The 25199-nt window shown below is 68.8% G+C and carries 25 protein-coding genes; 11 read left to right on the forward strand and 14 right to left on the reverse strand.

The window, feature by feature from the left end:
* Positions 1-27 precede the first annotated feature (27 nt).
* Together A5695_RS15580 and eccCa are read right to left on the reverse strand one after the other, a co-directional pair.
* Positions 28-1254 carry a type VII secretion-associated protein gene (locus A5695_RS15580; protein WP_068083598.1) on the reverse strand — a complete coding sequence of 409 codons (1227 nt, stop codon included), beginning with the start codon at positions 1252-1254 and terminating at the stop codon, positions 28-30.
* The gene (gene eccCa / locus A5695_RS15585; protein ID WP_068083606.1) at positions 1251-4952 is read right to left on the reverse strand and encodes a type VII secretion protein EccCa; all 3702 of its coding nucleotides are present in this window, start codon (positions 4950-4952) and stop codon (positions 1251-1253) included. The genes A5695_RS15580 and eccCa overlap by 4 nt, the downstream gene beginning before the upstream one ends.
* 129 nt (positions 4953-5081) lie before the next feature.
* Between eccCa and eccD the strand changes: the two genes are divergently transcribed.
* On the forward strand, positions 5082-6467 hold the full coding sequence (gene eccD / locus A5695_RS15590; RefSeq protein ID WP_068083609.1) for a type VII secretion integral membrane protein EccD: 1386 nt from the start codon (positions 5082-5084) through the stop codon (positions 6465-6467).
* Complete coding sequence (mycP, locus tag A5695_RS15595) at positions 6464-7756, forward strand: type VII secretion-associated serine protease mycosin (protein WP_068083612.1); 1293 nt, start codon at positions 6464-6466, stop codon at positions 7754-7756. The genes eccD and mycP overlap by 4 nt, the downstream gene beginning before the upstream one ends.
* Here mycP and eccB read toward each other — a convergent pair.
* Positions 7724-9091, reverse strand: coding sequence for a type VII secretion protein EccB (eccB, locus tag A5695_RS15600; protein WP_068083623.1), 1368 nt, complete (start codon positions 9089-9091; stop codon positions 7724-7726). The two genes, mycP and eccB, sit on opposite strands and share 33 nt — an antisense overlap.
* Before the next feature lie 119 nt (positions 9092-9210).
* Here eccB and A5695_RS15605 point away from each other — a divergent pair, with 119 nt between their 5' ends.
* On the forward strand, positions 9211-10056 hold the full coding sequence (locus A5695_RS15605) for a cutinase family protein (protein WP_068083625.1): 846 nt from the start codon (positions 9211-9213) through the stop codon (positions 10054-10056).
* Between the two features lie 57 nt (positions 10057-10113).
* Entirely contained in the window at positions 10114-10734 is a 621-nt protein-coding gene (locus A5695_RS15610; RefSeq protein WP_068083627.1) for a cutinase family protein, read from the forward strand.
* Here A5695_RS15610 and truA read toward each other — a convergent pair.
* The 8 genes from truA to infA all read right to left on the reverse strand — a co-directional run bounded on the left by truA (position 10731) and on the right by infA (position 15447).
* Complete coding sequence (gene truA, locus A5695_RS15615; protein WP_082946122.1) at positions 10731-11600, reverse strand: tRNA pseudouridine(38-40) synthase TruA; 870 nt, start codon at positions 11598-11600, stop codon at positions 10731-10733. The two genes, A5695_RS15610 and truA, sit on opposite strands and share 4 nt — an antisense overlap.
* Complete coding sequence (gene rplQ, locus A5695_RS15620) at positions 11578-12207, reverse strand: 50S ribosomal protein L17 (RefSeq protein ID WP_068083629.1); 630 nt, start codon at positions 12205-12207, stop codon at positions 11578-11580. Before rplQ ends, truA begins: the two co-directional genes overlap by 23 nt.
* 106 nt (positions 12208-12313) lie before the next feature.
* Positions 12314-13357, reverse strand: coding sequence for a DNA-directed RNA polymerase subunit alpha (locus A5695_RS15625; protein WP_068083631.1), 1044 nt, complete (start codon positions 13355-13357; stop codon positions 12314-12316).
* Between the two features lie 78 nt (positions 13358-13435).
* Complete coding sequence (rpsD, locus tag A5695_RS15630) at positions 13436-14041, reverse strand: 30S ribosomal protein S4 (RefSeq protein WP_067273257.1); 606 nt, start codon at positions 14039-14041, stop codon at positions 13436-13438.
* Positions 14042-14050: 9 nt separating this feature from the next.
* Positions 14051-14467, reverse strand: a complete 417-nt coding sequence (gene rpsK / locus A5695_RS15635; protein WP_068083635.1) for a 30S ribosomal protein S11 — start codon at positions 14465-14467, stop codon at positions 14051-14053.
* A gap of 6 nt (positions 14468-14473) precedes the next feature.
* A complete protein-coding gene (gene rpsM / locus A5695_RS15640; protein ID WP_007167900.1) occupies positions 14474-14848 on the reverse strand; it encodes a 30S ribosomal protein S13 in 375 nt (124 codons plus the stop codon).
* A gap of 223 nt (positions 14849-15071) precedes the next feature.
* A complete protein-coding gene (gene rpmJ, locus A5695_RS27670) occupies positions 15072-15185 on the reverse strand; it encodes a 50S ribosomal protein L36 (RefSeq protein WP_003879483.1) in 114 nt (37 codons plus the stop codon).
* 40 nt (positions 15186-15225) lie between these two features.
* Complete coding sequence (infA, locus tag A5695_RS15645) at positions 15226-15447, reverse strand: translation initiation factor IF-1 (RefSeq protein ID WP_003418601.1); 222 nt, start codon at positions 15445-15447, stop codon at positions 15226-15228.
* A gap of 252 nt (positions 15448-15699) precedes the next feature.
* Here infA and A5695_RS15650 point away from each other — a divergent pair, with 252 nt between their 5' ends.
* The 7 genes from A5695_RS15650 to A5695_RS15680 all read left to right on the forward strand — a co-directional run bounded on the left by A5695_RS15650 (position 15700) and on the right by A5695_RS15680 (position 23612).
* Positions 15700-17385, forward strand: a complete 1686-nt coding sequence (locus tag A5695_RS15650) for an FAD-dependent oxidoreductase (protein ID WP_068083637.1) — start codon at positions 15700-15702, stop codon at positions 17383-17385.
* Positions 17382-18857, forward strand: coding sequence for an ATP-binding protein (locus tag A5695_RS30115; protein WP_068083639.1), 1476 nt, complete (start codon positions 17382-17384; stop codon positions 18855-18857). The genes A5695_RS15650 and A5695_RS30115 overlap by 4 nt, the downstream gene beginning before the upstream one ends.
* Before the next feature lie 29 nt (positions 18858-18886).
* Positions 18887-19717, forward strand: coding sequence for an LLM class F420-dependent oxidoreductase (locus A5695_RS15660; RefSeq protein ID WP_068083642.1), 831 nt, complete (start codon positions 18887-18889; stop codon positions 19715-19717).
* A 21-nt stretch (positions 19718-19738) separates the two neighbouring features.
* Positions 19739-20605, forward strand: a complete 867-nt coding sequence (locus A5695_RS15665; RefSeq protein ID WP_068083644.1) for an LLM class F420-dependent oxidoreductase — start codon at positions 19739-19741, stop codon at positions 20603-20605.
* Positions 20606-20631: 26 nt separating this feature from the next.
* A complete protein-coding gene (gene rfbB / locus A5695_RS15670) occupies positions 20632-21627 on the forward strand; it encodes a dTDP-glucose 4,6-dehydratase (RefSeq protein WP_068083651.1) in 996 nt (331 codons plus the stop codon).
* 1 nt (position 21628) lies between these two features.
* Positions 21629-22237, forward strand: a complete 609-nt coding sequence (rfbC, locus tag A5695_RS15675; RefSeq protein WP_068083655.1) for a dTDP-4-dehydrorhamnose 3,5-epimerase — start codon at positions 21629-21631, stop codon at positions 22235-22237.
* A gap of 238 nt (positions 22238-22475) precedes the next feature.
* Entirely contained in the window at positions 22476-23612 is a 1137-nt protein-coding gene (locus A5695_RS15680; RefSeq protein WP_068083656.1) for an acyltransferase, read from the forward strand.
* On the opposite strand, the gene A5695_RS15685 is transcribed toward A5695_RS15680, so the two are convergent.
* The 3 genes from A5695_RS15685 to A5695_RS15695 form a co-directional block, all read right to left on the reverse strand.
* Positions 23536-23961 carry a hypothetical protein gene (locus A5695_RS15685; RefSeq protein WP_068083662.1) on the reverse strand — a complete coding sequence of 142 codons (426 nt, stop codon included), beginning with the start codon at positions 23959-23961 and terminating at the stop codon, positions 23536-23538. The genes A5695_RS15680 and A5695_RS15685 overlap by 77 nt on opposite strands.
* On the reverse strand, positions 23958-24875 hold the full coding sequence (locus tag A5695_RS15690) for a metallophosphoesterase (RefSeq protein ID WP_068083664.1): 918 nt from the start codon (positions 24873-24875) through the stop codon (positions 23958-23960). Before A5695_RS15690 ends, A5695_RS15685 begins: the two co-directional genes overlap by 4 nt.
* Positions 24872-25199: cupredoxin family copper-binding protein (locus A5695_RS15695; protein WP_156749675.1), on the reverse strand; the 328-nt coding region annotated here is incomplete at its 5' end. The genes A5695_RS15690 and A5695_RS15695, both read right to left, overlap by 4 nt.

Genomic DNA, 25199 nt, shown 5'->3' on the forward strand with positions numbered 1-25199 from the left:
CGTTTGGTTCCACCAAAATTTCGTGAGTCAGCCGACCGCGTGGGCCGACCGCACGGCCTGCTCGCAAACGCCGCGCACGGCCTCTTCCCCGCCGGGCCGGCTCTGACATCCGAGGCTGATCCGCACCGGGCCGTCCAGCAGCACCGTCCACCGCACGTGATGGCCGGCGCGGACCTCGAGGTAGGTCACCGCCGGCCTGCCGGCGCTGGTGCCGGAGGGATTGAAGTCGACGAACACACCCGCGGGCTCGGCGTCGATCGCCTGCTTCAACCGCTCGGCGGTGCCACTCAGCGTCTCGCCCGCCACCGGCGACTGCGTGACGTGCAACGCCACTTCGGGATCGGACGGGGAGGTGACCTGGACCCGCGCCGACCCCGGCCCGGCGATTACCCGTTGGGTAGGCCAACCCGCGGGCACCGCCACTGCCACCCGACCTTCCACCAGAAACGCAGCGGGCACGGCCGGGACCGTCGGCGCGCTCACCGCGCGCTGCCGGTCCGCGTTGATCACGGCCGGCGCCGCCGCGGCCAGCACGATGGTGGCCGCGCCGACGAGAGCCAGCATCCGCGCGCGAGATCGGCCACGACCATCACCCGGCTTGGCCGGCTGATCGAGATCGGACACCGCCAGCCGGGCCAGCCGAACCAGCCGGGCGTCGTCGATGCGGACCACCGACTGCCCGATGCCGCGCGCCGCGTCCGCGATCGCCGCGGCAAGGGTCGACGAAGCGGCGACGGTGCTCGGCGCGTCGATCAGCAGGACGCCCGCGGGGCGGCCCGCGACCGCGGCCACCACCTCGTCGGCGACGGCGCACGTCGGCGTCCTGCGCGGTATGGCGACGACGTCGGCACCGCCGACGACCACCATCGCCTCGACGATCTCCACCACGACCGCCGCGTCCGCATCGGTGCCGGCTGCCCGCGCCAGCAACCATGAGCGGGGCCGCACCAGCACGTCGTCGGACAGGGTGGCGGCCGCGCTGCTCACCACGCGGACGCGCGAGGCCGACCACCAGGACGGGTGCACCACGACCATGCCCTTACCGCCCGCACAGGCCACGGACCGCAAAGCGCTCGCCCACACCGCCGCAACGGCAACCGGGCGTTCGCCCACCAACGCGACTCGATCGTCGATCGCGGTCAGGGCCGTCGCGATGATGTCGGAGGTCTGCTCGTCGGCGAGGACGCTTGTCCGACAACATAATCGGCGGATCGTGCCGGGACCCACTTCGATGACGGCACGGTGTGCGCTCACGGAGCGCTCCAAGCCACCTGGACGAGCTGTTCGTTGTCTGCGCCGGTGCTCAGGACGCCGCGACCAGGCGGCAACCGCGCCGGGCGACGCGAGCCGAACGGTACGTCCTCGGCTGGGGATCCGCTCATCATCAGGGTGACGCAGCCGAGGTCACGCACGCCCGCCAGCAGGGGTTCGAAGAACGCGCGCTCGGCACCGCCGCTTCGACGCGCGATGACCAGATGCAAGCCCAACTCCGTTGCGTACGGCAGGTATTCGGTGATCGGCGCCAGTGGATTGCCGGCCTGGCCGGCGATCAGGTCATAGTCGTCGACCACGACATAGATGTCGGCCCCCGACCACCAGGACCCGGCTCGCAGCTGCGCCTGGCTCGCGTCGGCCGGGGGCATCCGCCGCTCCAGCAGGTCAAGCAGATCCGGCAGCATGCCGGCCAATGCACCCGGCGACATCGCGTACCCGCCGAGGTGCTCCGACTCGACGACGCCGAGCAGGGAGCGCCGAAAGTCGACGATGACGAGTTGCGCTTGCGCCGGGGTCTTGGTTCGGATGATCTCGCGGCACAGCGTTCGGAGTGTCGACGTCTTGCCGCACTCCCGGTCGCCGAGCACGAGAAGGTGTGCGAGCCGGTCGAGCTCACAGACGACCGGCTCCAGTCGGCGCTCGTCGAGGCCGAGAAGCATACGGTTGCCGCGCCCGGCACCTGCCGCCGCTTCGACGAGGCTGTGATGCTCGATGATTTCCGGCAGCAACGGTATCGGCGGCGCCGCCGATTGCGCGGTGTCGATCTCGGCGACGGGCAGGGCGATCATCATCTGAGACCCGTCACCGGAAAGACCCCGGCCTGGTCTGCCTTGCGGAACATGTTGCGCCGCTTTTCGGTCCAACTCGGAGTCGGCGGGATCACCCAGTCTCAGCTCGATGCGCGTGCCGATCTGATCACGCAGCACCGGCCTGATCTCCGCCCACCGCGACGCGGACACCACCACGTGGACACCGAACGAAAGCCCCTGGGAGGCAACCACGGTGACGGTCGACTCCAGGACGTCGAAGTCTTGGCGTAGCCCCGCCCAGCCGTCGACGACGAGGAAGACATCCCCGAACGGATCGGTGTCCGGCGCCGGGCCCTGCGCCCGCAGCTCGCGGTATTCGGCGATCGACCCGACGCCAAGGTCGCTGAAAAGGGTCTCCCGCAAGCGGATGATCGACTCGCATTCGGCAACGATTCGCGCGACGAGTCGTGGTTCGGCCCTGCCGGCGACGGCGCCGACATGCGGGATTGCTCGTGTCGATGTCAGCGCTCCCCCGCCGAAGTCCAGGCAGTAGACCTGCACCTGCCGCGGCGAGTGCGTGGCCGCCAAGGCGGTGATGATTGTCCGGATGGCCGTCGACTTGCCCGACTGCGGAGCCCCGACGACCGCGACATTGCCCGCGGCCCCGCGCAAGTCGACCATCAACGGCGTTCGCCGCTGCTCGAACGGCCGGTCCACGAGGCCGAGCGGAACAGTCAGGGCGCCCCGCGGGAGCGCACCGTCGGCGAGCAGGGTGTCCAGCGCGGTCGCCGACCCTAGCGGTGGCAGCCAGACCTGGTGCGCGGGCGGGCCATGCCCACCCAGCCGATCCAGGACCGCGTCCAGGGTCGTCCGGGAAGACGATGCACCGCTCTCGGCGGGGCGGGTGATCTCCCCAACGCGTCGAGTCCCGAACGCGCGCACGGAAGGATTCGCCACGGGCGCCTGGGCCGGCACGCCGGACGGTAACGGCCCCGAAACGTAAGCGGCACAGAAGCGGACAAGCTCTCCGCCGCTCGTACGCAGGTAACCCACCCCCGGGTGGTTGGGCAACTCGTAAGCCTCTGGCGTGCCCAGTACGGCGCGCGATTCGGCGGCGGACAGGGTCTTCAAACAGATCCGATAGGACAGGTGGGCGTCGAGTCCGCGCAGACGACCCTCGTCGAGTCGCTGGCTGGCCAGCAGCAGATGCATGCCCAACGACCGGCCGAGCCGCCCGATAGCCACGAACATGTCCGCGAAATCCGGATGCTGGCTGAGCAATTCGGAGAACTCGTCGACGATGATGAACAGGGTGGGCAGGGCGGTCGACGTGGCTCCCGCCCGGCGTGCTTGCTCATACGCCGCGGCGCTGACACGGCCGGATGCCCGCAGCAGCCGTTGCCGGCGATTCATTTCACCGGCCAGGGCGTCGCGCATCCTGGCGACCAACGGCGCCTCGTCGGCAAGGTTCGTGATGACCGCAGCCACATGTGGCGCCCGAGCGTATTCGAGAAACGTTGCGCCGCCTTTGAAGTCGATGAGCAGCAGATTGAGCGCCTCGGGGGAATTGCGGGCCATCATCCCCAGCGCGATCGTGCGCAACAGCTCCGACTTGCCCGACCCGGTGGCCCCGACGCACAGGCCGTGTGGACCCATGCCGCTTTCCGCGGCCTCCTTGATGTCCAACTCCAGGGGCACCCCGTCGGCCCGGCTGCCGACCGGGACGCGGAGCCGGTCGCGGTGATCTTGGCCTTGCCACAACGTGAGCGGGTCAAACCCCTCGACCTCGTCTATGCCCGCCAGGACCGGCCAGTCCGTCCCGTCGTCGCGACGAAATGCCGTGCCGACCCGATGCATCGCCAGCCGGCGCGCACACACCAGCGCCGCTAGGGGATCCAACCAGTCCGGGCGCGCCGGGACGAGGATGTCGCCGGCCCCGGTGATCGTCACCGGGGTATCGGCGCGGCCCCCGCCGATTTGGACGACGGTCGCGCCGGTGAGCCCTTCGGCGTCGTGGTCTGAGTCCGCGACCACCACCGTGTGCGCCGGCCGCACGCCGGTCAGCTCGTCTCGCGCCTCGTCCATGCTGCGGTACACCATTCGCACCGGACCCACCCCGTCGACTACCGCCGGGTGTTGGTTGTGCGGCAGCCATTTCAGCCACTCCCACTGCCAACGGTTTTGTTCTCCGACGACGGCGACGATCAGCAGTTGATCGGGGGAGTGCGAGACGGCGAGTTGGCAGACCATCGCGCGCAACAACCCGCGGGCGGCGGCCGCGTCACCGTCGATGGTGACGCGCGGGCTTTGGCGCAGTGTGACCGTGATCGGTCCGACGATCGTCGCATGCGTGCGCAGGAAGCTATCCAACGCGCCGGCGGTGACCGGGTCGGCGGGCCCCAGGGGCTGCGGGGCCACCAGCCTCGTGGCGAGCGGCTGCGGCCCCGTGCCCACTCGGACAACGCAGAAATCGGGCTCGGCGACTCGCCGCTCCCACATTCTCCGACCTCCGACCAATGTCCACAGCGTGTCGGGGTCGGGGTGATTCCACATCAGTGAGTGATGCTGTGCGGCAGCGGTTTCGAGGACGGTGTCACGCAGCCGGTCGAGGTATGCGAGGTAGCCCAGGCGATCGGCATAGAACCCGCCGCCCCGGCGGCGCGCGCGTCCGGACAGGGCTGTCGCCAACGTCGAAGCCAGCAGCACGATGGGGATGGTGACGAACATGGAGGTGTGGGCGGCCGACCCCGGCGCGAATGCCGCCGCCATGACCCCCATTCCGGCGACCGCCACCACGGCGGGCAGCAACCGCGAAAGCAGGCCCGGCGCCGCCGCCGACGGCGGCTCGGGCGGTGCATCGACGACGAGGTCCGCGGTCGGCACCGTCGGCGCCCGCCGCCGTGCCTCGGGCACGAAGTCCTGGGCCATCTCGTCCCTTCCCGTTCGACGACCGTAGGCAGCCCCGGATTCGCCGACAACTCACACCTGTGGACAGGCGCACGCCGCGTGACCGGATAGTCGCTATGTTCTGAAGAATTCCGACTGAAGGGGTCACCTTTGCCTGCAACCGATTTGGGGCTGCGCCGGGTGTCAATCCATGCCGGCTCCGCCGTCGCCGACCTGGCGCTGCCGTCCGAAGTTCCCGTCGCCGTACTGACGCCGTCAATCGTCGACCTCCTTCAAGGCCGCGACGGCGACGACGATCTGAGCGCTAAGCGCTACCACCTGTCACTTCCCGGCTCCTCCGCCTTGGATCCGTCGAAGACGCTGGCGCAGAGCGGGATCGGAGACGGTGCCGTTCTGGTACTGAGCCAGCCGTCGAGCCCGCCACCCGCTCCCCGTCACCACGACGTCGCGCGGGCGGTCTCCGAGGCGCTGGCGGGTTCCCTGGCGTCGACAGATTCCGGGCGCCGACTGGCGGTGCGGCTCACCAGCGCGGTGGCGGCGAACGCACTGGCCGCCACCGGTGTGCTGGCCCTGGCCCGAAATGCGCTCAACGCCGGCATCGGCCGCGATCGTCCCGCGACAGTGGGCGTGTTGGCGATCGTGGGCGCGATCGCCCTGCTGTCGGCTGCCGTAACGCACCGACTCCACCGGGATGCGGTCGCCGGGCTGGCGTTCAACGCGATGGCGACCACTTTCGCGGCGGCCGCCGGCTTCTTGGCGGTGCCCGGCGGGCCGGGGGTGTACAACGTATTGCTGGCCGCGACGGCGGCGGCGGTCACCTGCGTGTTGGCGATCCGCGCCTCGCCTTGCACCGTGGTCGTGCTCACCGCCGTCTCGTGCGCCGCGACGGTTGTCGCGATGGCCGCTTTGGTGGGTGCGATGACCGGCGCACCGCCGTACGCGATCGGCGCGGCATCGGCGCTGATATCGCTTGGTCTGCTTGGAGTTGCGGCGCGGGTGTCCATCGTGTTGGCGGGGCTATCACCCCGGGTAGAGCCGGGCACGGACGAGACCGGAGCAGACGGGTCCAGCCTGGCGGCGCGGGCGTTCCGCGCCGACGCCTGGTTGTCCAGCCTGCTCGCCGGGTTTGCGTCGTCGGCGGCCGTCGGTGCCGTCGTCACCGTCCTGGCCGGCGCACCGCGCATGTCTTGTGTGGCGTTCGGCGGCGTCACCGGCGCGTTGCTACTGCTGCGTGCGCGTTCTGGGGACAACACCAGAATGCTGACGTTCGCCGTCGCCGGAATCGCAGTCGTGGGAACGACATTCGGTGTAGCTGTCTCGAGTACACCGGGGCGGGGCCCGTGGATGACCGCGGCAACGGCCACGTTGGCCGCTGGGGCCGTGTATTTGGGCTGCGTCGCGCCAACCATGTCGACTCCACCCGTGCTGCGCCGAACCGTCGATGCTCTGGAGTGGCTCGCTCTGGTAGCGACCGTCCCGCTGACCTGCTGGCTGTGTGGACTCTACGGCGCCGCCCGGGGACTGCATTTCCGGTGAGGACGTCTGCCGTCGCGCGTGTTGCGTTGGCCTGGGCGCTGGTGTCACTGCTTGGAACACCGACCGCGCAAGCGGTTTCGCCGCCGCAGATCGACGACAAGTGGTTACCGAAGCCGGCGCGGCCCACGCCCGCGGGGCCGACCGTCCAACGCGAGGTGTGCGCAACGATGGCGACGGTGCAGGCGCCCAACCGGCCGTCCGAGATCCTCGACCTGTCGCGAGTCCGGCCACTGACCCGCGGCGCCGGGCAACGGGTCGCCGTCATCGACACCGGCGTTTCGCGTCAGCGCCTGTTACCTGATGTGGTGCCGGGCGGCGACTACGTCTCTACCGGCGACGGCACCCAGGATTGCGACGCTCACGGCACACTCGTCGCGGGCATCATCGCCGCGGCGCCGGATTCGAACGGTCCCGGCTTCGGCGGGATGGCGCCCGAAGCCACACTGATCAGCATTCGCCAGTCCAGCTCAAAGTTCTCCGCGGCCAGCAACCCGTCCCGCACCGGCGTCGGTGACGTCGACACCATGGCGAAGGCGGTCCGCACCGCCGCGGATCTGGGAGCCTCGGTGATCAACATCTCCTCGGTCGCCTGCGTCCCGGTCGCCTCCGCGCTCGATGACCGCGCGCTCGGCGCCGCGCTGGCCTACGCGGTGGACGTCAAGAACGTCGTCGTCGTCGCCGCGGCCGGCAACACCGGCAGGACGGCGCAGTGCCCTCCGCAGCGCCCGGACGCCACTTGGGAAACCGTCACTGTCGCGGTCAGTCCGGCGTGGTACGACGACTACGTGCTCACCGTCGGATCGGTGGATAGCCAGGGGGCGCCGTCGGCTTTCACCCTTGCCGGGCCCTGGGTCGACGTCGCCGCCCCCGGCGAGGCGGTCACGCCACTCGGCTCGCAACCGGTGTCCGGCACCAGTTATGCCGCGCCGGTGGTCAGTGGGCTGGCCGCCCTGATCCGCGCCCGGTTTCCCGTGCTGACCGCCCGGCAGGTGATGCAGCGCATCGAGTCGACGGCGCATCATCCACCGGCCGGGTGGGATCCGCTCGTCGGCCACGGCACCATCGACGCGCTTGCGGCGGTCAGCACCCAGACCGCTGCGCCGACGACCACGCCGACGCCGGCCCCGGCGCCGGTCGCCGCGCCGCCGGCGGCCGCGCCGTCGAACGCGCACGCCCGGCATACCGCACTGCGCGGGGTCGCCATCTGTCTCGCCGGATTGGGGATAGCGCTGGCCGTCGGTGTGGTGACGGGCCGACTACGGGGCCGCAGCGAAGTCACGGGCGGTTGAGGCGTTCTCCCTGCTGAGCTCCGGGCCGGCGGGAAGAGTCTGCAGGATCTGCCACGGCGCCGGGACCGCGGTCGCCAGGCCAAGGGCCCGCGCGGCGTCATCGTCGTGGATCGGGAACCGCGCACCGGTGTCGGTGACCAGGTATCGCGTGCCAACCTGCGCGTAGGCGCTTCGGCCGGGCGGCACATACACCGCGTCCAGCGCGGGGCCGGATCCGTCGGCCCGTGACAAGGTCACCGGCGCCTGGCCCGGTGGCAGGGGCAACCGGTCGCCGCTGAGAAGCGCGGGTCCGCCGTGGCCGGGTGGCGCCGCCTGCCACGAAACGCACAACGTCCCGCCGTCGTCTGACAGAGTGGGCGTCCGGTCGGGGAACCCGGCCACCGGCAGGACGTCGACGATCGGAGCGGCGCCGATCGCATCGGGCGCGACCGTCAGCGCGTTGGTGGTGCCCTGGGAGTTGCTGAAACGCATGAGGTCGGCGGCCAGCTGTCCGATGCGCTGGATCCCGGCGGCGAGCACCGCGTAATACTCGTCACCGCCGGCCCGCGTGACGCGCACCACACTGCCAACCGCGAAGCCCGGCAACCCCGCCGCCTTTTCACCTGCGCCCGGGATCCGGGGGGCGCTGATCGGTGGCGCCTCGGGGATGGCATTCAGCAACGCAGGCGAAACGGGCCGCGGGGCGCGGCCCTCCAACCGAAACGCGCGCGTCACCGCGGCGTCAGCGAGGTCCACCACCGCCCGCTGTCCGTCGTAGAGCAGGTACGCGGGCGAAGCCGGACCGGTGGCGACCAGGGCGGCCTGGCCGGCACCCAACCGATGCGCCGCCGAGTCGTCCGTGCGGCCCACGAGGACCGTCGTCGTGCTGGCGCGGTCCGCATCGCAGATCGTCCATGCCGACTCATCCGCCGGCAACGGCTCACCGATCATCTGCGGTGCGCCTGGGATGCCCAGCGGTGGCCCGCGTTTAGCGCGGGCCAGGTCCGCCTCGGGCACCGGCCGGGGCGTGGCGGCCATCGACACGATCAACCGCGCCGACGCCAAGTTCAGCACCGGGTGCCAGGTGTCGCCCACCCGCACGTACAGCGCCCCGGATTCCCGGCCCATCACGAACTGGGCGCCCTCCAGCGTCACCCGGGGCCGTAGCAAAGCGGCGAGCGCAGCCACGGCGACGGCGATCGCGGCGAGCACGCACCCGATCGTGAGCGCCGCGGTTCGCGCCCGCGAGCGATCGCTGAGGGTGTGCACATCACCGCCCAGCAACGCGCACTCGACGCGACGCAGCTGGAATAGGTAGTCGCCGACCCGCAGGCCGGTGGTCGGTTGACGCTGCACTGGCCCCCTCCCGTGTGCACGTGATGCGGCCACGGTAAAGCGTCCCGTCGTCGAACCGCTTAACTGATCCACAGGTCAGCGAACTTTCGCAGCGCGCTTAGGGTAGGTAAAGTTACTGCGTGCTTTCCCACCGCTTAGGTCGCTGGGTCGGCCCGGGGGTTTCTGCAGTGGTTACCGCCGCCGGCCTGCTCGTATCCCCGGGTGCGATGCCAACGGCCTCCGCCTTTGACTGCCCGGACGTCGAGGTCATCTTCGCCCGCGGCACCAACGAACCGGCCGGCCTGGGCCGCGTCGGGGACGCCTTGGTGGACTCGCTGCGCCAGCAGACCGGCCTGAACATCCTGCCCTACGGCGTGAACTACGCGGCCAGCAAGCTGCAGCTGCACGGCGGCGACGGCGCCAACGACACCATCGACCGCGTCAAGAAGAGCGTGGAAACCTGCCCCAACACCAAGATCGTGCTGGGCGGCTATTCGCAGGGCGCGTCGGTGATGGACATCGTGGCCGGCGTCCCGATCGGCGGCATCAGCTGGGGCAACAAGCTGCCCGAGCAGTACGCCAAGAACATCGCCGCCGTCGTCACGTTCGGTGACGTGGCCGACCGCGCCGGCGGCACGCTGCCCAGCCAGAGCGCGCTGTTGGGCTCGAAGGCCGCCGACTACTGCAACCCCAACGACCCGATCTGCCACGCCGGCCCCGGTAACGAGTGGAGCGGGCACACCGAGGGCTATGTCCCCGTCTACACCACCCAGGCCGCGGCGTTCGTCGCCCAGAAGCTGGCTGGCTCGAGCCCCGAGTTCGGGCCGCCGCTGGGCCCCGTGCCGAACCAGCCCGGCGCCACGCCGTCACCGGTCTACGGGCAGCAGACCCCGCCCGGCTCGCCGCCGTCGATCCACGACGGCACCGGCCCCGCGCCCGCGTCGGCGGCGCCGACCACGGTGACTCCGCAAGCACCTCTCGTCTGAATCGTTACCGGCCCGCGATCAACGCGCCCCTAACATCGTGGGGTGCGGCTTATTCCATTGACGCTGGGCGCCGGGCTGCTCGCCGGCGCTGCGATAGTGGTTGCTCCGCAACTGCTTCCGCAGGCCTTCGCCTCCTGTCCCGGCGTTGAGGTGGTGTTCGCCCGCGGCACCGACGAGCCGCCCGGCGTCGGCAAGGTCGGCGGGGCCTTCGTCAACGCGCTGCGCCAGCAGACTTCCAGAAGCGTTGGCTCCTATGGGGTGAATTACCCGGCCAACAAGGACTTCCTAGCCGCGGCCGACGGCGCCAACGACGCCAGCAACCACATCCAGCAGATGGCCGGCAACTGCCCCAACACCAAGCTGGTGCTCGGGGGATACTCGCAAGGGGCGGCCGTCATCGACATCGTCACGGCCGCACCGCTGCCCGGGCTGGGCTTCCGCCAGCCGCTGCCGGCCGCGGCCGCCGATCACGTGGCGGCCGTCGCGCTGTTCGGCAACCCGTCCGCCCGGGCGGGTCAGCTGATGAGCGCGCTGACCCCGGAGTTCGGCGGCAAGACCATCGACCTGTGCAACCCGGGCGACCCGATCTGCTCGAGCGGCACCCGCTGGGCGTCCCACCTGAGCTACGTGCCCGGATTGACCAACCAGGCCGCGAATTTCGTCGCGAAGAAGGTTTAGCGGGTGCGCAGGTCGCGGGTGATCAGGTTGCGTGCCGCCAGCTGGTCGTCGGGCGGATAGTCGACGCTCACCAGCGTCAGCCCGTGCGGCGGCGCGGCCGCGAAGTCGCTGGATCGGCTTGTGGCGCTGAGCAATTCACGGCACCACGACGCCGGCCGCCGGTGCTCGCCCACCGCGAGTAACGCCCCGACCAGCGAGCGGACCATCGACCAGCAGAACGCGTCGGCGGTGACGTGCGCGGTGATCAGCTCGCCGTCTTGGGACCACTGAAGGCGCTGCAGGTCGCGGATGGTGGTGGCGTTCGGGCGATGCCGGCAGAACCCGGCGAAGTCGTGCAATCCCACCAGCTCGCGCGACGCGGCGGCCATCGCGTCGACGTCCAGCGATCGCGGCCAGGCGGTGACGTAGCGGGCCAGCTGCGGCTGCACCCCGTAGGGAGCGGTCGACAGCCGATACACATAATGGCGCCGCAGCGCCGAGAACCGGGCATCGAAACCCGCCGGGGCGCGCGTGACGTCGAGCACCCGCACATCGGTGGGCAAAAACCGGCCCAGCCGGCGCACCAACGGCCGAAACTCCGGCTCGCCGAGGTGGGGCGAGCGCGGATAGGCATTCGGCAGCGCGTCCAACGGCACATCCACGTGGGCCACCTGCCCGGTGGCGTGCACGCCGGTGTCGGTGCGCCCGGCGGCCCGCAGCCGCATCGGCATGCGGAACAGGGTACTCAGCGCCTCGTCGAGCACACCGGCGACGGTGCGCTGACCGGTCTGAGCCGCCCAGCCCGCGAATTCCGTTCCGTCATAGGCGATGTCGAGCCGCAGACGGACCTGAGAATCCGGGTCGTTAACTCTCGTCAGCCTCGTCAGCCTCGGCGGCCTTCTCGGCCTCGGCCCGTGCCTCGATGGCCTCGTCGTGCTTTTCCTCGGCCTCGGCCTGCACTTCGGTCGCCTCGCCGGCGTCGGCTTCCGAGGTCTCGGCCGGCTCGGTCACCTCTTCGGCCGTCGGCCCGACGGCTTCCTGCGGCTCGACCGCCGCCTGAGGCGCCGCCGCTGCCGCGACGGGCGCCTTCTTGGGCGTCTTCGCCCGGCGGGCCCGCTCGGCCTCCGACGTCACGGTCTTCTCCAGCACCAGCTGGATCACCGCCATCGGGGCGTTGTCGCCCTTGCGCGGCTCGACCTTGATGATGCGGGTGTAGCCGCCGTTGCGGTCGGCGAAGAACGGCCCGATCTCGTCGAACAGCTTGTGCACGACGTCCTTGTCGCGGATCTTCTTGAGAACCTCACGACGGTTGTGCAGCGTGCCCTTTTTCGCGTGCGTGATCAGCTTTTCGGCATACGGGCGCAACGCGCGCGCCTTCGGCTCGGTCGTCTTGATCTGGTTGTGCTCGAACAGCGACGTGGCCAGGTTGGCCAGCAGCGCCTTCTGGTGCGAAGACGACCCGCCGAGGCGAGGACCCTTGGTGGGCTTGGGCATTGCGCTATCTCCTAAGTGGGGCCGGCCCCCGTATCAGGTAGGGCCGGGACGGACTTGTAGTTGTTGTGTCCGGTTCCTCAGCGGCCGCATCGTCACCGGACGGCCGTTAGAGCTGTTCGGTTTCCGCGTAGTCCTGGTCGTCGTAGGCGGCCTCGGTGGACCAGGTGCCGGTGGCCACGTCGTAGCCGGCGACCTGCGACGGGTCGAAGCTCGGCGGGCTGTCCTTGAGCGACAGACCCAGCTGGTGCAGCTTGACCTTCACCTCGTCGATGGACTTCTGACCGAAGTTGCGGATGTCGAGCAGGTCGGACTCGGTGCGGCTCACCAGCTCGCCGACGGTATGCACACCCTCGCGCTTGAGGCAGTTGTAGGACCGCACGGTGAGGTCCAGGTCGTCGATCGGCAGCGCGAACGACGCGATGTGGTCGGCCTCGGCCGGCGACGGCCCGATCTCGATGCCCTCGGCCTCGACGTTGAGTTCGCGTGCCAGGCCGAACAATTCGACCAGGGTCTTCCCGGCGGACGCCAGCGCGTCGCGCGGGGTGATCGAGCTCTTGGTCTCGACGTCCAGGATCAGCTTGTCGAAGTCGGTGCGCTGCTCGACACGGGTCGCGTCGACCTTGTAGGTCACCTTGAGCACCGGCGAGTAGATGGAATCGACCGGGATGCGGCCGATTTCGGCGCCGGAGGCCCGGTTCTGCACCGCCGGGACGTAGCCGCGGCCACGCTCGACGACGAGCTCGACCTCGAGCTTGCCCTTGTCGTTCAGCGTCGCGATGTGCATGTCGGGGTTGTGCACCGTGACACCCGCGGGCGGCACGATGTCACCCGCGGTGACCGCGCCCGGGCCCTGCTTGCGCAGGTACATGGTGACCGGCTCGTCCTCCTCCGAGGACACCACGAGGCCCTTGAGGTTCAGGATGATCGCGGTGACGTCTTCCTTCACCCCGGCGACGGTGGTGAACTCGTGCAGCACGCCGTCGATGCGGATGCTGGTGACGGCCGCGCCGGGAATCGACGACAGCAGCGTGCGCCGCAGCGAATTGCCCAGGGTGTAACCGAATCCCGGCTCCAGGGGCTCGATGACGAACTGCGAGCGGTTGTCGGCGAGGACTTCCTCCGACAGGGTGGGTCGCTGAGAGATCAGCATGGTGTTTCTTCTTCTCCTTCTCGGCACCCGCTATTTGATGCCGTTAGGTGTTCCGCACCAGGTGTGCGGAAGCCTTGCTTACTTCGAGTAGAACTCGACGATCAGCTGCTCGGCGAGCGGCACGTCGATCTGCGCCCGCTCCGGCAGCTGGTGGATCAGGATGCGCTGGCGCTCACCGACCACCTGCAGCCAGCTCGGGATCGGGCGGTCGCCCGCCGTCTCCCGGGCGATCTGGAACGGCACCGTGTTCAGCGACCCGTCCCGCACGTCGATGATGTCGTACTGCGACACCCGGTAGCTGGGCACGTTGACGTGCACGCCGTTGACGCTGAAGTGGCCGTGGCTGACCAGCTGGCGGGCCATCCGGCGCGTGCGGGCGAGCCCGGCGCGGTAGACGACGTTGTCCAGCCGGCTTTCCAGGATCTTGAGCAGCTCCTCACCCGTCTTACCGGGCTGCCGGGTGGCCTCTTCGTAGTAGCGGCGGAACTGCTTCTCCATGACGCCGTAGGTGAAGCGGGCCTTCTGCTTCTCCTGCAGCTGCTGCAAGTATTCGCTTTCCTTGATCCGCGCGCGGCCGTGCTGGCCGGGCGGGTAGGGACGCTTCTCGAACGCCTGGTCGCCACCGACGAGGTCGGTGCGCAGCCGGCGCGACTTGCGGGTGATGGGTCCGGTGTAACGAGCCATGAGTGTTTCCTAGACCCTTCTGCGCTTCGGCGGACGGCAGCCGTTGTGGGGCTGGGGGGTGACGTCGGAGATCGCGCCGACCTCGAGGCCCGCGGCCTGCAGCGAGCGGATCGCCGTCTCCCGGCCCGAGCCCGGGCCCTTCACGAACACGTCAACCTTGCGCACACCGTGCTCCTGCGCCTTGCGGGCCGCGTTCTCGGCGGCCAGCTGGGCGGCGAACGGGGTCGACTTACGCGAGCCCTTGAAGCCGACGTGGCCCGACGACGCCCAGGCGATGACGTTGCCCTGGGGGTCGGTGATGCTCACGATCGTGTTGTTGAAGGTGCTCTTGATGTGGGCGGCGCCGTGCGGGATGTTCTTCTTTTCCCGCTTGCGGGTCTTCTGCCCCTTCTTGGGCACAGAGGCTGCCTTCTTTGCTGGTGGCATGGTCGATTACCTGGCCTTCTTCTTGCCGGCGATGGTGCGCTTGGGGCCCTTGCGGGTGCGCGCATTGGTCTTCGTTCGCTGGCCGCGCACCGGCAGGCCACGGCGGTGCCGCAGGCCCTGGTAGCAGCCGATCTCGATCTTGCGGCGAATGTCGGCCTGCACCTCGCGGCGCAGATCACCCTCAACCTTGAGGTTCGCTTCGATGTAGTCACGCAAGTGGGTCAGCTGGTCGTCGGTCAGGTCCCGGGTGCGCAGGTCCTTGTCGATCCCCGTAGCTGCCAGGATCTCGTTCGACCGGGTGCGGCCGACGCCGAAAATGTAGGTCAGCGCGATCTCCATCCGCTTATCGCGCGGCAGATCGACGCCTACTAATCGAGCCATAGGTGGCGTTTCCTCTTTTTTCTAGGCGGAGGTCTGATCCCAGTCCGTTCCCGCCTTCGAGGCGGGGCCCGGCCTCCGTCCGGGCGTGGCTGAGCTGGCCCATCTCTAAAGATGCCAGCCGCTCAGTGGTACTGGGAGGTCTGCATTCAGTTGTGTGAGTGACCTGGCCTGATGGCTGCGACCCGCTTCGCCCGGCTACGCCGCGCTTGCGATCGCCGCTGTGTCAGCCCTGGCGCTGCTTGTGGCGCGGATCGGAGCAGATCACCATGACCCGCCCATGCCGACGGATCACCCTGCACTTGTCACAGATTGGCTTGACGCTCGGGTTCACCTTCACGGCTGTTCGATCCTGTTCTTTCTCGTGGTCTGATGCGGGCTTATTTGTACCGGTACACGATGCGGCCCCGGGACAGGTCGTAGGGAGAAAGTTCCACCACCACCCGGTCCTCGGGCAGGATGCGGATGTAGTGCTGCCGCATCTTGCCGCTGATGTGGGCGAGCACCTTGTGACCGTTCTCCAGCTCAATGCGGAACATCGCATTGGGCAGGGGCTCGACCACGCGGCCCTCGACCTCTATGGCACCGTCCTTCTTGGCCATAACTTTTCAGCAATCCTCGTCTTTGGTTTCGTATCCTGTGTGCGCCCTTACCGGCGCAGCATTCGCCCGACTAGAAACGTGAGCCGGTTACAGGAAATTCCTCAGACAGGGCACGCAAAGAGTCGGCACGGATGACGCACCGTCGTCCCACGATACCTGGTCAGGCCCGTTCACCCAAAATCGCCGGCAGCGAAATCCGGCCGGCCTCCTCAGCCTGCCGCGGCGGCCCTGACGAGGGCATACTTGACCCTGATGACGAGCCCCGCGAGTCCCGCAGAAGCCTCCGCCCAGCCTCGCAAGCCGGTGTTGCTGACCGTCGACGACGATCCGTCGGTCTCGCGGGCGGTCGCCCGCGACCTTCGCCGCCAATACGGCGACCGGCACCGGATCGTGCGCGCCGAGTCGGGCCCGGACGCCCTGGACACGCTCAAGGAACTCAAGCTTCGCGGAGAGACCGTCGCGGTGCTGATCGCCGACTACCGGATGCCGCAGATGAGCGGCATCGAATTCCTCGAGCGGGCGATGGACCTGTACCCCGCCGCGCGGCGGGTGCTGCTGACCGCCTACGCCGACACCCACGCCGCCATCGACGCGATCAACGTCGTCGACCTGGACCATTACCTGCTCAAGCCGTGGGACCCGCCGCAGGAGAAGTTCTACCCCGTCATCGACGGCCTGCTGGACGCCTGGCGGTCGGCGCCCGAACACCCGATCCCGCACACCAAGGTGATCGGGCACCGCTGGTCGGAGCGGTCCTGGCAGGTGCGCGACTTCCTGGCCCGTAACGGCCTGCACTACTCGTGGTTCATGGCCGACGAGCCCGACGGCGAGCGGCTGCTGAAGGCCGCAGGCGAGGACGGCCTGCGGCTGCCCGTGGTCGTCACCGAACGCGGCGACACCCTGGTCGAACCCACCGACGCGCAGCTGGCCGACACCCTGGGCCTGACCACCACGCCGTCGCAGGAGTTCTACGACCTGATCGTGATCGGCGGCGGCCCCGCGGGCCTGGCCGCCGCCGTCTACGGCGCCTCCGAGGGGCTGCGCACGGTGCTGATCGAACGCACCGCGACCGGAGGCCAGGCGGGCCAGAGCTCACGCATCGAGAACTACCTCGGCTTCCCCGACGGCGTGTCGGGCGGCCAGTTGGCCGACCGCGCGCGCCGGCAAGCGGAAAAGTTCGGGGCCGAGTTGATCACCGCCCGCACCGCCACGGCGCTGGAGGTCAACGGCCCCAAGCGCACGGTGCGGTTCGCCGACGGCGGCTCGATCGACGCGCACGCCGTCATCCTGGCCACCGGCGTGGCCTACCGCCAGCTCCCGGCGGAGGGCTGCGGCGAGCTGACCGGCAAGGGCGTTTACTACGGGGCGGCCGTCTCCATCGCCTCGGAATGCGCGGGCGAGGAGGTCTACGTGGTGGGCGGGGCCAACTCCGCCGGCCAGGCGGCGATGTACCTGTCCCGCGAGGCCAAGTCGGTGACCATCGTGGTGCGCGGCCCGTCGCTGGACGCCTCGATGTCCTACTACCTGATCCAGCAGATCGAGGCGCGGCCCAACATCACCGTGCGCACCTGCACCGAGGTGCGCCGCGCCGTCGGGGACGACCACCTGCAGCGGCTGACCCTGGTCGACAACCAGACCGGGGAAACCGAGGACGTCACCTGCGCCCGGATGTTCATCTTCATCGGCGCCGCGCCGCGCACCGAATGGCTGGACGGGGTGCTCGCCCGCGACGACCACGGCTTCGTCCTCACCGGCCCGGACCTGCGCAACGTGTGCGGCTGGACGCTGGACCGCCCGCCGCACCACCTGGAGACCAGCGTCCCCGGCGTCTTCGCCACCGGCGACGTGCGGGCCGAGTCCGCCAAGCGCGTCGCCGCCGCGGTCGGCGAGGGATCGATGGCCGTCATGCTGGTGCATCGCTACCTCGCCGAATCATGACCGAGATGCCGTGTCGGCCCGGCGAGCTGCGCAGCCTGTTCCTGTTCGAGGCGCTCTCCGACGAGCAGCTCGAAATGCTGTGCGCCAGCGGGCACATCGAGCATTACCAGCCCGGCCCGATCTGCGTCGAGGGCGAACCGGCCACCTGCCTGTACGTCCTGATCGAGGGCGAGCTGGCGATGTCGAAGCTCTCGGGCGGCCAGGAGATCGAGACCAACCGGACCTCACAACGCGGGGTGTATGCGGGCGCCTGGCGCGCCTTCACCGGCAACCTGGCGCATCAGAGCTACGACGCGAGCGTGTACGTCACCAAGCCGTCCAGGTTCTTCGTGCTCGACGCGCCGGCGTTCGCGAACTTCATGCAGGACCAGTTCCCGATGGCGGTCCACCTGCTCGACGGGATGGCGGTCGGCCTCGAGCGCACCCGCCGCATCATCGACAACCGGGAGAAGCTGCTCGCGCTCGGCCAGTTGTCCGCCGGGCTGACCCACCAGCTCAACAACCCCGCGGCCGCCACCGTCCGCGCGGCCGCCGAGCTGCGCCAGCGGGTCGCCGGCATGCGCCAGAAGCTCGCCATGCTCGCCGACGGGACCGTCACCCCCGAGGCGCTGCGGGCACTGGTGCGGCTGCAGGAAGAGGTCGCGGCGCAGGTGGCCAAGTCGGCGTCGGTGAACATGACCGCGATCGAGACGGCCGACCTGGAGGACGCCGTCGGCGAATGGCTGGAAGACCATGACGTCGAGGGCGGTTGGGACATCGCGCCGACGTTCGTCGAGGGCGGCATCGACACCGATTGGCTGGAGCGCATCGCGGCGGCCACCGAGGAGCTCGGCGCGTCGACCTCGCTGGAGAAGGCCATCCGCTGGCTGACCTACACCGTCGAGGGCGAGCTGCTGCTGAATCAGATCCTGGAGGCGAGCAAGCGGATCTCGGCGCTGGTCGCCGACGCCAAGCAGTATTCGCAGATGGACCGCGCCCCCTTCCAGGTGGCCGACGTCCACGAACTGCTGCACAGCACGCTCACGATGTTCGCCGACCGGCTGGGCCCCCATTCGAGCGCCGACGCCAAAGTCCAGGTGGTCAAGGAATTCGACAAATCGCTTCCCCAAATCCCTTGTTACCCAGGCGATCTCAATCAGGTATGGACCAACATCATCGACAACGCGCTCGCCGCGATGCGCGACGAGGGCGGCACCCTGACCATCCGCACCGGCCGGCAGGGCAACATGGCCCGAATCGAGATCGCCGACACCGGGCCGGGAATCCCCGACGGCGTGCGGGATCGCATCTTCGAACCGTTCTTCACCACCAAGCCGTTCGGGGAAGGCACCGGCCTGGGGCTGGACCTGGCGTTCAACATCGTCGTCAAGAACCACCGGGGCGACCTGCGAGTGGAGTCCGTGCCCGGCGACACCCGGTTCATCGTGCTGCTGCCGCTGGAAGTCCCGCCGGCCACGGAGCCCGCGGAATAGCCGCATCACCCGCCCGGTTGGGAACAACCATGACCAAGCCCAACCTCGGCCGGTTCGGATCGTTCGGACGCGGCGTGACACCCCAGCAAGCCAAAGAAATCGAGTCCCTCGGCTACGGGGCCGTTTGGGTGGGCGGTTCCCCGCCCGCCGAGCTGGCCTGGGTGGAGCCCCTGCTCGAGGCCACGACGACGTTGCAGGTGGCCACCGGCATCGTGAACATCTGGACGGCGCCCGCCGGGCCGGTGTCCGAGTCGTTCCACCGCATCGAGGCGGCCTACCCCGGCCGCTTCCTGCTGGGCATCGGCGTCGGGCACCGCGAGGCCATCAGCGAGTACCAAAAGCCCTACGACGCCCTGGTGAGTTACCTGGAGCGGCTCGACGAGTACGGCGTTCCGGCCGACCGGCGCGTGGTGGCGGCCCTGGGCCCCCGGGTGCTGAAGCTGTCGGCCGAACGCGCCGCAGGCGCGCACCCCTACCTGACCACCCCCGAGCACACCGCGCGGGCGCGGGAGCTGATCGGGCCGTCGGCGTTCCTGGCGCCCGAACACAAGGTGGTGCTGACCACCGACGCCGAGCAGGCGCGCGCCGTCGGCCGCAAGGCGCTCGACATCTACTTCAACCTGGCCAATTACCGCAACAGCTGGAAGCGGCTTGGCTTCGCCGAGGACGAGGTCGTCCGCCCGGGCAGCGACCGGCTGGTCGACTCCATGGTGGCCTACGGTACGCCGGAGGCGATCGCGGCCCGGTTGAAAGAACACCTCGACGCGGGCGCCGACCACGTGCCGGTGCAGGTCCTGACCAAGGATGAAAACCTGGTGTCGGCGTTGGCCGAATTGGCGGGGCCGCTCGGACTGAGCTAGCAGACTAGGGAGGGGACGTACATGACCGAGGCAGTAGCACTCAAACCCGACCTGGGCCGGTTCGGCGTATGGCTGCCCAGCCGATCCATCACCGGAGAACTGGCGGCTCGAATCGAGTCGCTGGGCTACGGCGCCGCCTGGATCGGCGGCTCGCCGGACGCGGAGCTGTCGTGGGTGGAGCCGGCCCTGGCGCAGACCACCTCGCTGCAGCTGGCCACCGGGATCGTCAACATCTGGACGGCGCCGGCCCCGGCCGTCGCCCAGTCCTTCGAGCGCATCGAAAAGGCTTATCCCGGAAGGTTTTTGCTTGGGGTGGGCGTCGGGCACGCCGAGCACACGCAGGAGTACGTCAAGCCGTACGACGCGCTGGCCTCCTACCTCGACGAGCTCGACGCCGCGATGGTGCCCACCAGCCGCCGCGTGCTCGCCGCGCTCGGGCCGCGCATGTTGCGGCTGGCGGCCCAGCGCAGCGCCGGCGCACACCCGTATCTGACCACGCCGGAACACACGGCCAAGGCCCGCGAACTGGTCGGCAGTTCCGTCTTCCTGGCGCCCGAACACAAGGTGGTGCTCACCACTGACGCGGAGCACGCCCGCGCCGTCGGGCGCAGGTACGCCAACTCCTACCTGGGCCTGAGTAATTACGTGAACAACTGGCTGCGGCTCGGGTTCACCGAAGCCGACGTCCACAAGCCGGGCAGCGACCGGCTGATCGACGCGGTGGTGGCCTACGGCACCCCGGAGGCCATCGCGCACCGACTCCGCGAACACCGCGACGCCGGGGCTGACCACGTAGCCGTCCAGGTGCTGGACAGCCACGACGACGACGCGCTGATTTCGGCGCTGAGCGAACTGGCCGGGCCGCTGGGGCTGAGTCGCGGCAGCTGACCGATCCACTCGGTTAGGGTTTGACCATGCGGTTACTGGTCACCGGCGGCGCCGGGTTCATCGGCGCGAACTTCGTGCGCAGTACCGTGCGCGAACACCCCGAGGACTCCGTGACGGTGCTCGACGCCCTCACCTACGCCGGGCGGCGGGAGTCGTTGGCCGGCGTCGAGGACGCGATCCGGCTGGTGGTCGGCGACATCTGCGACACCGAGCTGGTCTCCCGGCTGGTCGCCGAGTCCGACGCCGTCGTGCACTTTGCCGCCGAGAGCCACGTGGACAACGCGCTGGACGACCCGGGTCCGTTCCTGCACACCAACGTGGTCGGCACGTTCACCATCCTGGAAGCCGTCCGGCGCCACGGGGTGCGGCTGCATCACATTTCGACCGACGAGGTCTACGGCGACCTCGAGCTCGATGACCCCAACCGGTTCACCGAGTCGACTCCCTACAACCCGTCGAGCCCGTACTCGGCCACCAAGGCCGGCGCCGACATGCTGGTCCGGGCGTGGGTGCGCTCCTACGGCGTGCGCGCGACGATCTCGAACTGCTCCAACAACTACGGCCCGTATCAGCACGTGGAGAAGTTCATCCCACGCCAGATCACCAACGTGCTCACCGGCCGGCGGCCCAAGCTGTACGGCAGCGGGGCCAACGTCCGCGACTGGATCCACGTCGATGACCACAACAGCGCCGTGCGGCGAATCCTGGAGAAGGGCGAAATCGGCCGCACGTACCTGATCAGCTCCGAGGGCGAGCGCGACAACCTCAGCGTGCTACGCACGCTGCTGAAGATGATGGGCCGCGCACCCGACGACTTCGACCACGTGACCGACCGGGTCGGCCACGACCTGCGCTACGCCATCGATCCGTCGATGCTCTACGACGAATTGTGCTGGGCGCCAAAGCATACCGATTTCGAGGAGGGCTTGAGCGCCACCATCGACTGGTATCGTGCCAACGAATCGTGGTGGCGCCCTTTGAAGGATGCCGCGGAAGCCCGTTATGAAGGACGTGGTCAATAAGATGAAGGTTCGCGAACTCGACATCCCCGGCACATGGGAGATCACCCCTGCCCTTCATGGCGACTCCCGGGGCCTGCTCTTCGAGTGGCTCACCGATCACGACTTCACCGGCTTCGCCGGTCACCGCTTGGACGTCCGGCAGGCCAACTGTTCGGTGTCGTCCGCCGGCGTGTTACGCGGCCTGCACTTCGCCCAGGTTCCCCCCAGCCAGGCCAAATACGTGACCTGCGTGTCCGGCTCGGTATTCGATGTGGTGGTCGACATCCGTGTGGGCTCACCCACCTTCGGCCAGTGGGATTCGGTACTGCTCGACGACCTGAACCACAAGACGATCTACATCTCGGAGGGCTTGGCGCACGGCTTCCTTGCGCTCCAGGACAATTCGACGGTGATGTACCTGTGCTCGGCCGAATACAACCCGCAGCGCGAACACACCATCTGCCCCACGGATCCGGCGCTCGCGATCGACTGGCCGCTGGTCAACGGCGCTGCACCCAACTTGTCCGACCGCGATGCGGCTGCCCCAAGCTTCGACGAGGTCCGTGCCTCGGGCCTGCTGCCGACCTGGGACGAGACACGGCGGTTCATCGACGCCAAGCGCGAGGGATAGCCGCGAACACGGGGCCGTCGCGGGACGATCCGGTCGCGGAGTCCGCGGAGAAATTCGTGGCGGCGTCTGCCGATCGCTTTTGCACAACCGACACGAGCGACGTTATGCCTCACCACATATGGGGCAGCGGCGTTTTGCCACCGAGAAATCCCTCGGGTAGCGTGAATTCGCCCGCTCTGGCGATCTGTGACGATACGACGACACCCGCAGCGCCCTACGCGGACCACTGGGGAGGCGGATGAAACTCGGGCAGGTATTCGATCCGCGCAACAACGCACTGAATGCGTGGCGCTTGGCCCTGGCCGCGGAAGTGATCTTCTGGCACACGTTCTCCGCCAGGAGTCACCTCCCGTCGTCCAGGGCGGTGCTGCAGCTCCTCCTTTGCATAGGGGTGGACGGGTTCTTTGCGATCTCCGGATTCCTGATCACCGCGAGTTGGCTGAGCAACCCGCGGATCCGCGAGTATCTCGCCGCTCGAGCTCTTCGCATCCTGCCCGGTTTCTACGTTTGCCTGCTGGTGACCGCGTTCGTGATAGCTCCGATCAGCGTCGCGATTCAAGGCGGGTCGCCCACCAAACTCATTTCATCGGGCGCGCCACTCGAATACGTGCTGAAGAACAGCGCCGTGGCGTTGGTCAAATTCGATATCGGTGGCACTCCGCGCGGCATTCCCAACGCCGGGATGTGGAACGGTTCGCTGTGGTCCCTCATTTGGGAAATCATGTGCTACCTGGTCGTCGCGGCCATCGGGATCGTCGGACTCGCCAAGTATCGGTGGGTTTCCCTCGCGATCCTGTTACCGGCGACGGTCGGGGCCGCGATGCTGCCGCCGTTGAGATTTCCCGATGTCCTGAATCAACACGAGGGCAGCGGCGGCGACGTCCGCACCGCCCTGCTCTTCTTGATCTGCCGCTCGGCGATCATGTTCGCGGCCGGGGCGTTCCTGTATCAGTGGCGAGACGTGATCCCCGCCCGATGGTGGCTCGTCGCGGTGAGCGTCGCCATCGTCCTGGCGGCCGGTTCACTCCCCGACTACCGGGTCGTCGCCGCCCTGCCGCTGGCCTATGCCGTCGTCGTCTCGGGGGCGTTGATCCACAACAGACGGCTGAGGCTGCGCACCGATCTGTCCTACGGCGCCTACATCTACGCGTATCCCACTCAGCAACTGCTTGCCGTCAGCGGACTTCTCAGCCTGCCTTCGATGGTGTTCACGCTCGTCGTGGCGGCGGCCACCTTGCCCCTTGCCGCGGCGAGCTGGTTTTTTGTCGAGAAGCCGGCGAGATCTCTCAAACATCGCTTCAAGAGCAGGTCGGCCGCCGCCCCCGACGGTACGGGCGGCGATCGGCGCACCCAAGAGGCACCGGATACCGCCTAGCTGCCAGCTCCCCCGCCCACAACAGCACCGCCAGCACCTCCGCGGTCACGGTGATCGCCGCGTGCGGTGCCGGTTCCCAGCCTCGCTCGACAAACCCCTGCAGCCCAATGGTCCTGGATAGGGTGAACGCGACCAGCGATCCGCCCGCCACGGCGGCCGCGGCCCACCGGAGCCATTCGGGACCACCGAGCAGCATCAGCAGGGCGATGGCGAACGAGGCGCTGGCCTGAACCAGAAAGGCCGCACCGATGTCCGGAATGTGGCGGTAGCCATGGACATACAGGTAGGCGTGGCTGAAGGCGCTGACGGCCAGTGACACGGCGAGGCCGATGCGAAACAGCAGGGTCATTGCAGGGCCTGCTCTTTCAACGCCAGGACGGTCTGGCCCCTGGTGTAACTCACCTCGCGGATGCCGAGCGCGTCGCGGAGCTTGCCGGCGGGCAGCGTGACCGGCTTGGGCGCGGGCCCGTCTCCGGGCTTCGGCAGCGGGTACGCGGTCGTCGTCCCGCTGTAGAACGTCAGCGCGCCCTCGGTCTTGGAAAACAATTGGTGCACATGCCCGTTCAGGCAGGTGACCGACGAGAACCGGCGCAGGTAGGACAGCGCCTGGGTTGCGTCGTCGGTGCCCCAGCCCCAGTTCGGGTACATCGCGAACAACGGGATGTGGCTGAACACGATAATGGGGGTGTCGCTCGACAGCCGCGCGACGTCCTTCTCGACGAACTCCAGCTGCTCGGAGCCCAGATGCCCGAGTTTGTGCAGGTTCAGCGTGTTGACCAGCGCTATCGCGTGGACTCCCGCAATGTCGAAGCTGTACCAGCCGTCGCCGACGGACCCGGCGCCGAAGGCGCTGCGGTACTTCTGGCCCGCGTCGTCCACCGAGTCGTGCTCCCCGGGCACGGTGAACACATGCGGTGTCTTCAAGGCGGTCATCATCTGCTTCACCTGGTCGAACTGCTCGGGACTCGACAGGTGCGTGAGGTCGCCGGTGTGGACCACGAAATCCGGTGTGTAGCCAAGGTTGTTGACCCGGTCGATCGCGTGGGCGAACGTGCCGGTGACGTCCGGGTTGGACGCGCCGGTGAAGCCGATATGGCTGTCGCTGATCTGCGCGAACCGCAGGGCGGGCCGGGCGTGGGTGTGCTCGGCCGCCGCGCCGGCGACCTGCGAAATCACCTCGCCGCCAACCACGGAGAAACCGACCGCCGCGCCGAACCACGCCGTGTGCCGCATCAGCTGGCGGCGACTCATGTTCGGGTTCATCGCGTCACCACCACGGTCCCGTGCATCATCGGGTGAATCGAGCACACGTAGTCGAAAGTGCCCGGGTCGGTGAAGGTGTGGCTGAAGGTGGCCCCCGTCCCCATCCCGGGCGAATGGAACGAACCGTCGCTCGCGGCCACGGTGTGCGGCTCTTCGTCGCGGTTGGTCCACGTGACCGTGGTGCCCGCCGCGATGGTCAAGGTGGCCGGCGCGAACGCGAAGCCGTCGATGTTGACCTGGTTGCCGTTCGCCGGCGCGGTGGCAGACACCGAACCCATGGACATGCTGGGGCTGGAGCCGGCGGCGGGCCGCGACGCCGAGCAG

Source organism: Mycobacterium sp. E1747 (assembly GCF_001667775.1).
GTDB lineage: Bacteria > Actinomycetota > Actinomycetes > Mycobacteriales > Mycobacteriaceae > Mycobacterium.

Coding starts and splice junctions, on each gene's coding strand:
- A5695_RS15650 (WP_068083637.1), top strand. CDS start 15,700: ATGACGAGCCCCGCGAGTCCCGCAGAAGCCTCCGCCCAGCCTCGCAAG.
- rfbB (WP_068083651.1), top strand. CDS start 20,632: ATGCGGTTACTGGTCACCGGCGGCGCCGGGTTCATCGGCGCGAACTTC.
- A5695_RS15680 (WP_068083656.1), top strand. CDS start 22,476: ATGAAACTCGGGCAGGTATTCGATCCGCGCAACAACGCACTGAATGCG.
- rpsM (WP_007167900.1), bottom strand. CDS start 14,848: ATGGCTCGATTAGTAGGCGTCGATCTGCCGCGCGATAAGCGGATGGAG.
- A5695_RS15690 (WP_068083664.1), bottom strand. CDS start 24,875: ATGAACCCGAACATGAGTCGCCGCCAGCTGATGCGGCACACGGCGTGG.
- rfbC (WP_068083655.1), top strand. CDS start 21,629: ATGAAGGTTCGCGAACTCGACATCCCCGGCACATGGGAGATCACCCCT.
- eccCa (WP_068083606.1), bottom strand. CDS start 4,952: ATGGCCCAGGACTTCGTGCCCGAGGCACGGCGGCGGGCGCCGACGGTG.
- A5695_RS15685 (WP_068083662.1), bottom strand. CDS start 23,961: ATGACCCTGCTGTTTCGCATCGGCCTCGCCGTGTCACTGGCCGTCAGC.
- A5695_RS15665 (WP_068083644.1), top strand. CDS start 19,739: ATGACCGAGGCAGTAGCACTCAAACCCGACCTGGGCCGGTTCGGCGTA.
- rpsD (WP_067273257.1), bottom strand. CDS start 14,041: ATGGCTCGTTACACCGGACCCATCACCCGCAAGTCGCGCCGGCTGCGC.
- rplQ (WP_068083629.1), bottom strand. CDS start 12,207: ATGCCCAAGCCCACCAAGGGTCCTCGCCTCGGCGGGTCGTCTTCGCAC.
- infA (WP_003418601.1), bottom strand. CDS start 15,447: ATGGCCAAGAAGGACGGTGCCATAGAGGTCGAGGGCCGCGTGGTCGAG.
- A5695_RS30115 (WP_068083639.1), top strand. CDS start 17,382: ATGACCGAGATGCCGTGTCGGCCCGGCGAGCTGCGCAGCCTGTTCCTG.
- A5695_RS15625 (WP_068083631.1), bottom strand. CDS start 13,357: ATGCTGATCTCTCAGCGACCCACCCTGTCGGAGGAAGTCCTCGCCGAC.
- A5695_RS15660 (WP_068083642.1), top strand. CDS start 18,887: ATGACCAAGCCCAACCTCGGCCGGTTCGGATCGTTCGGACGCGGCGTG.
- rpsK (WP_068083635.1), bottom strand. CDS start 14,467: ATGCCACCAGCAAAGAAGGCAGCCTCTGTGCCCAAGAAGGGGCAGAAG.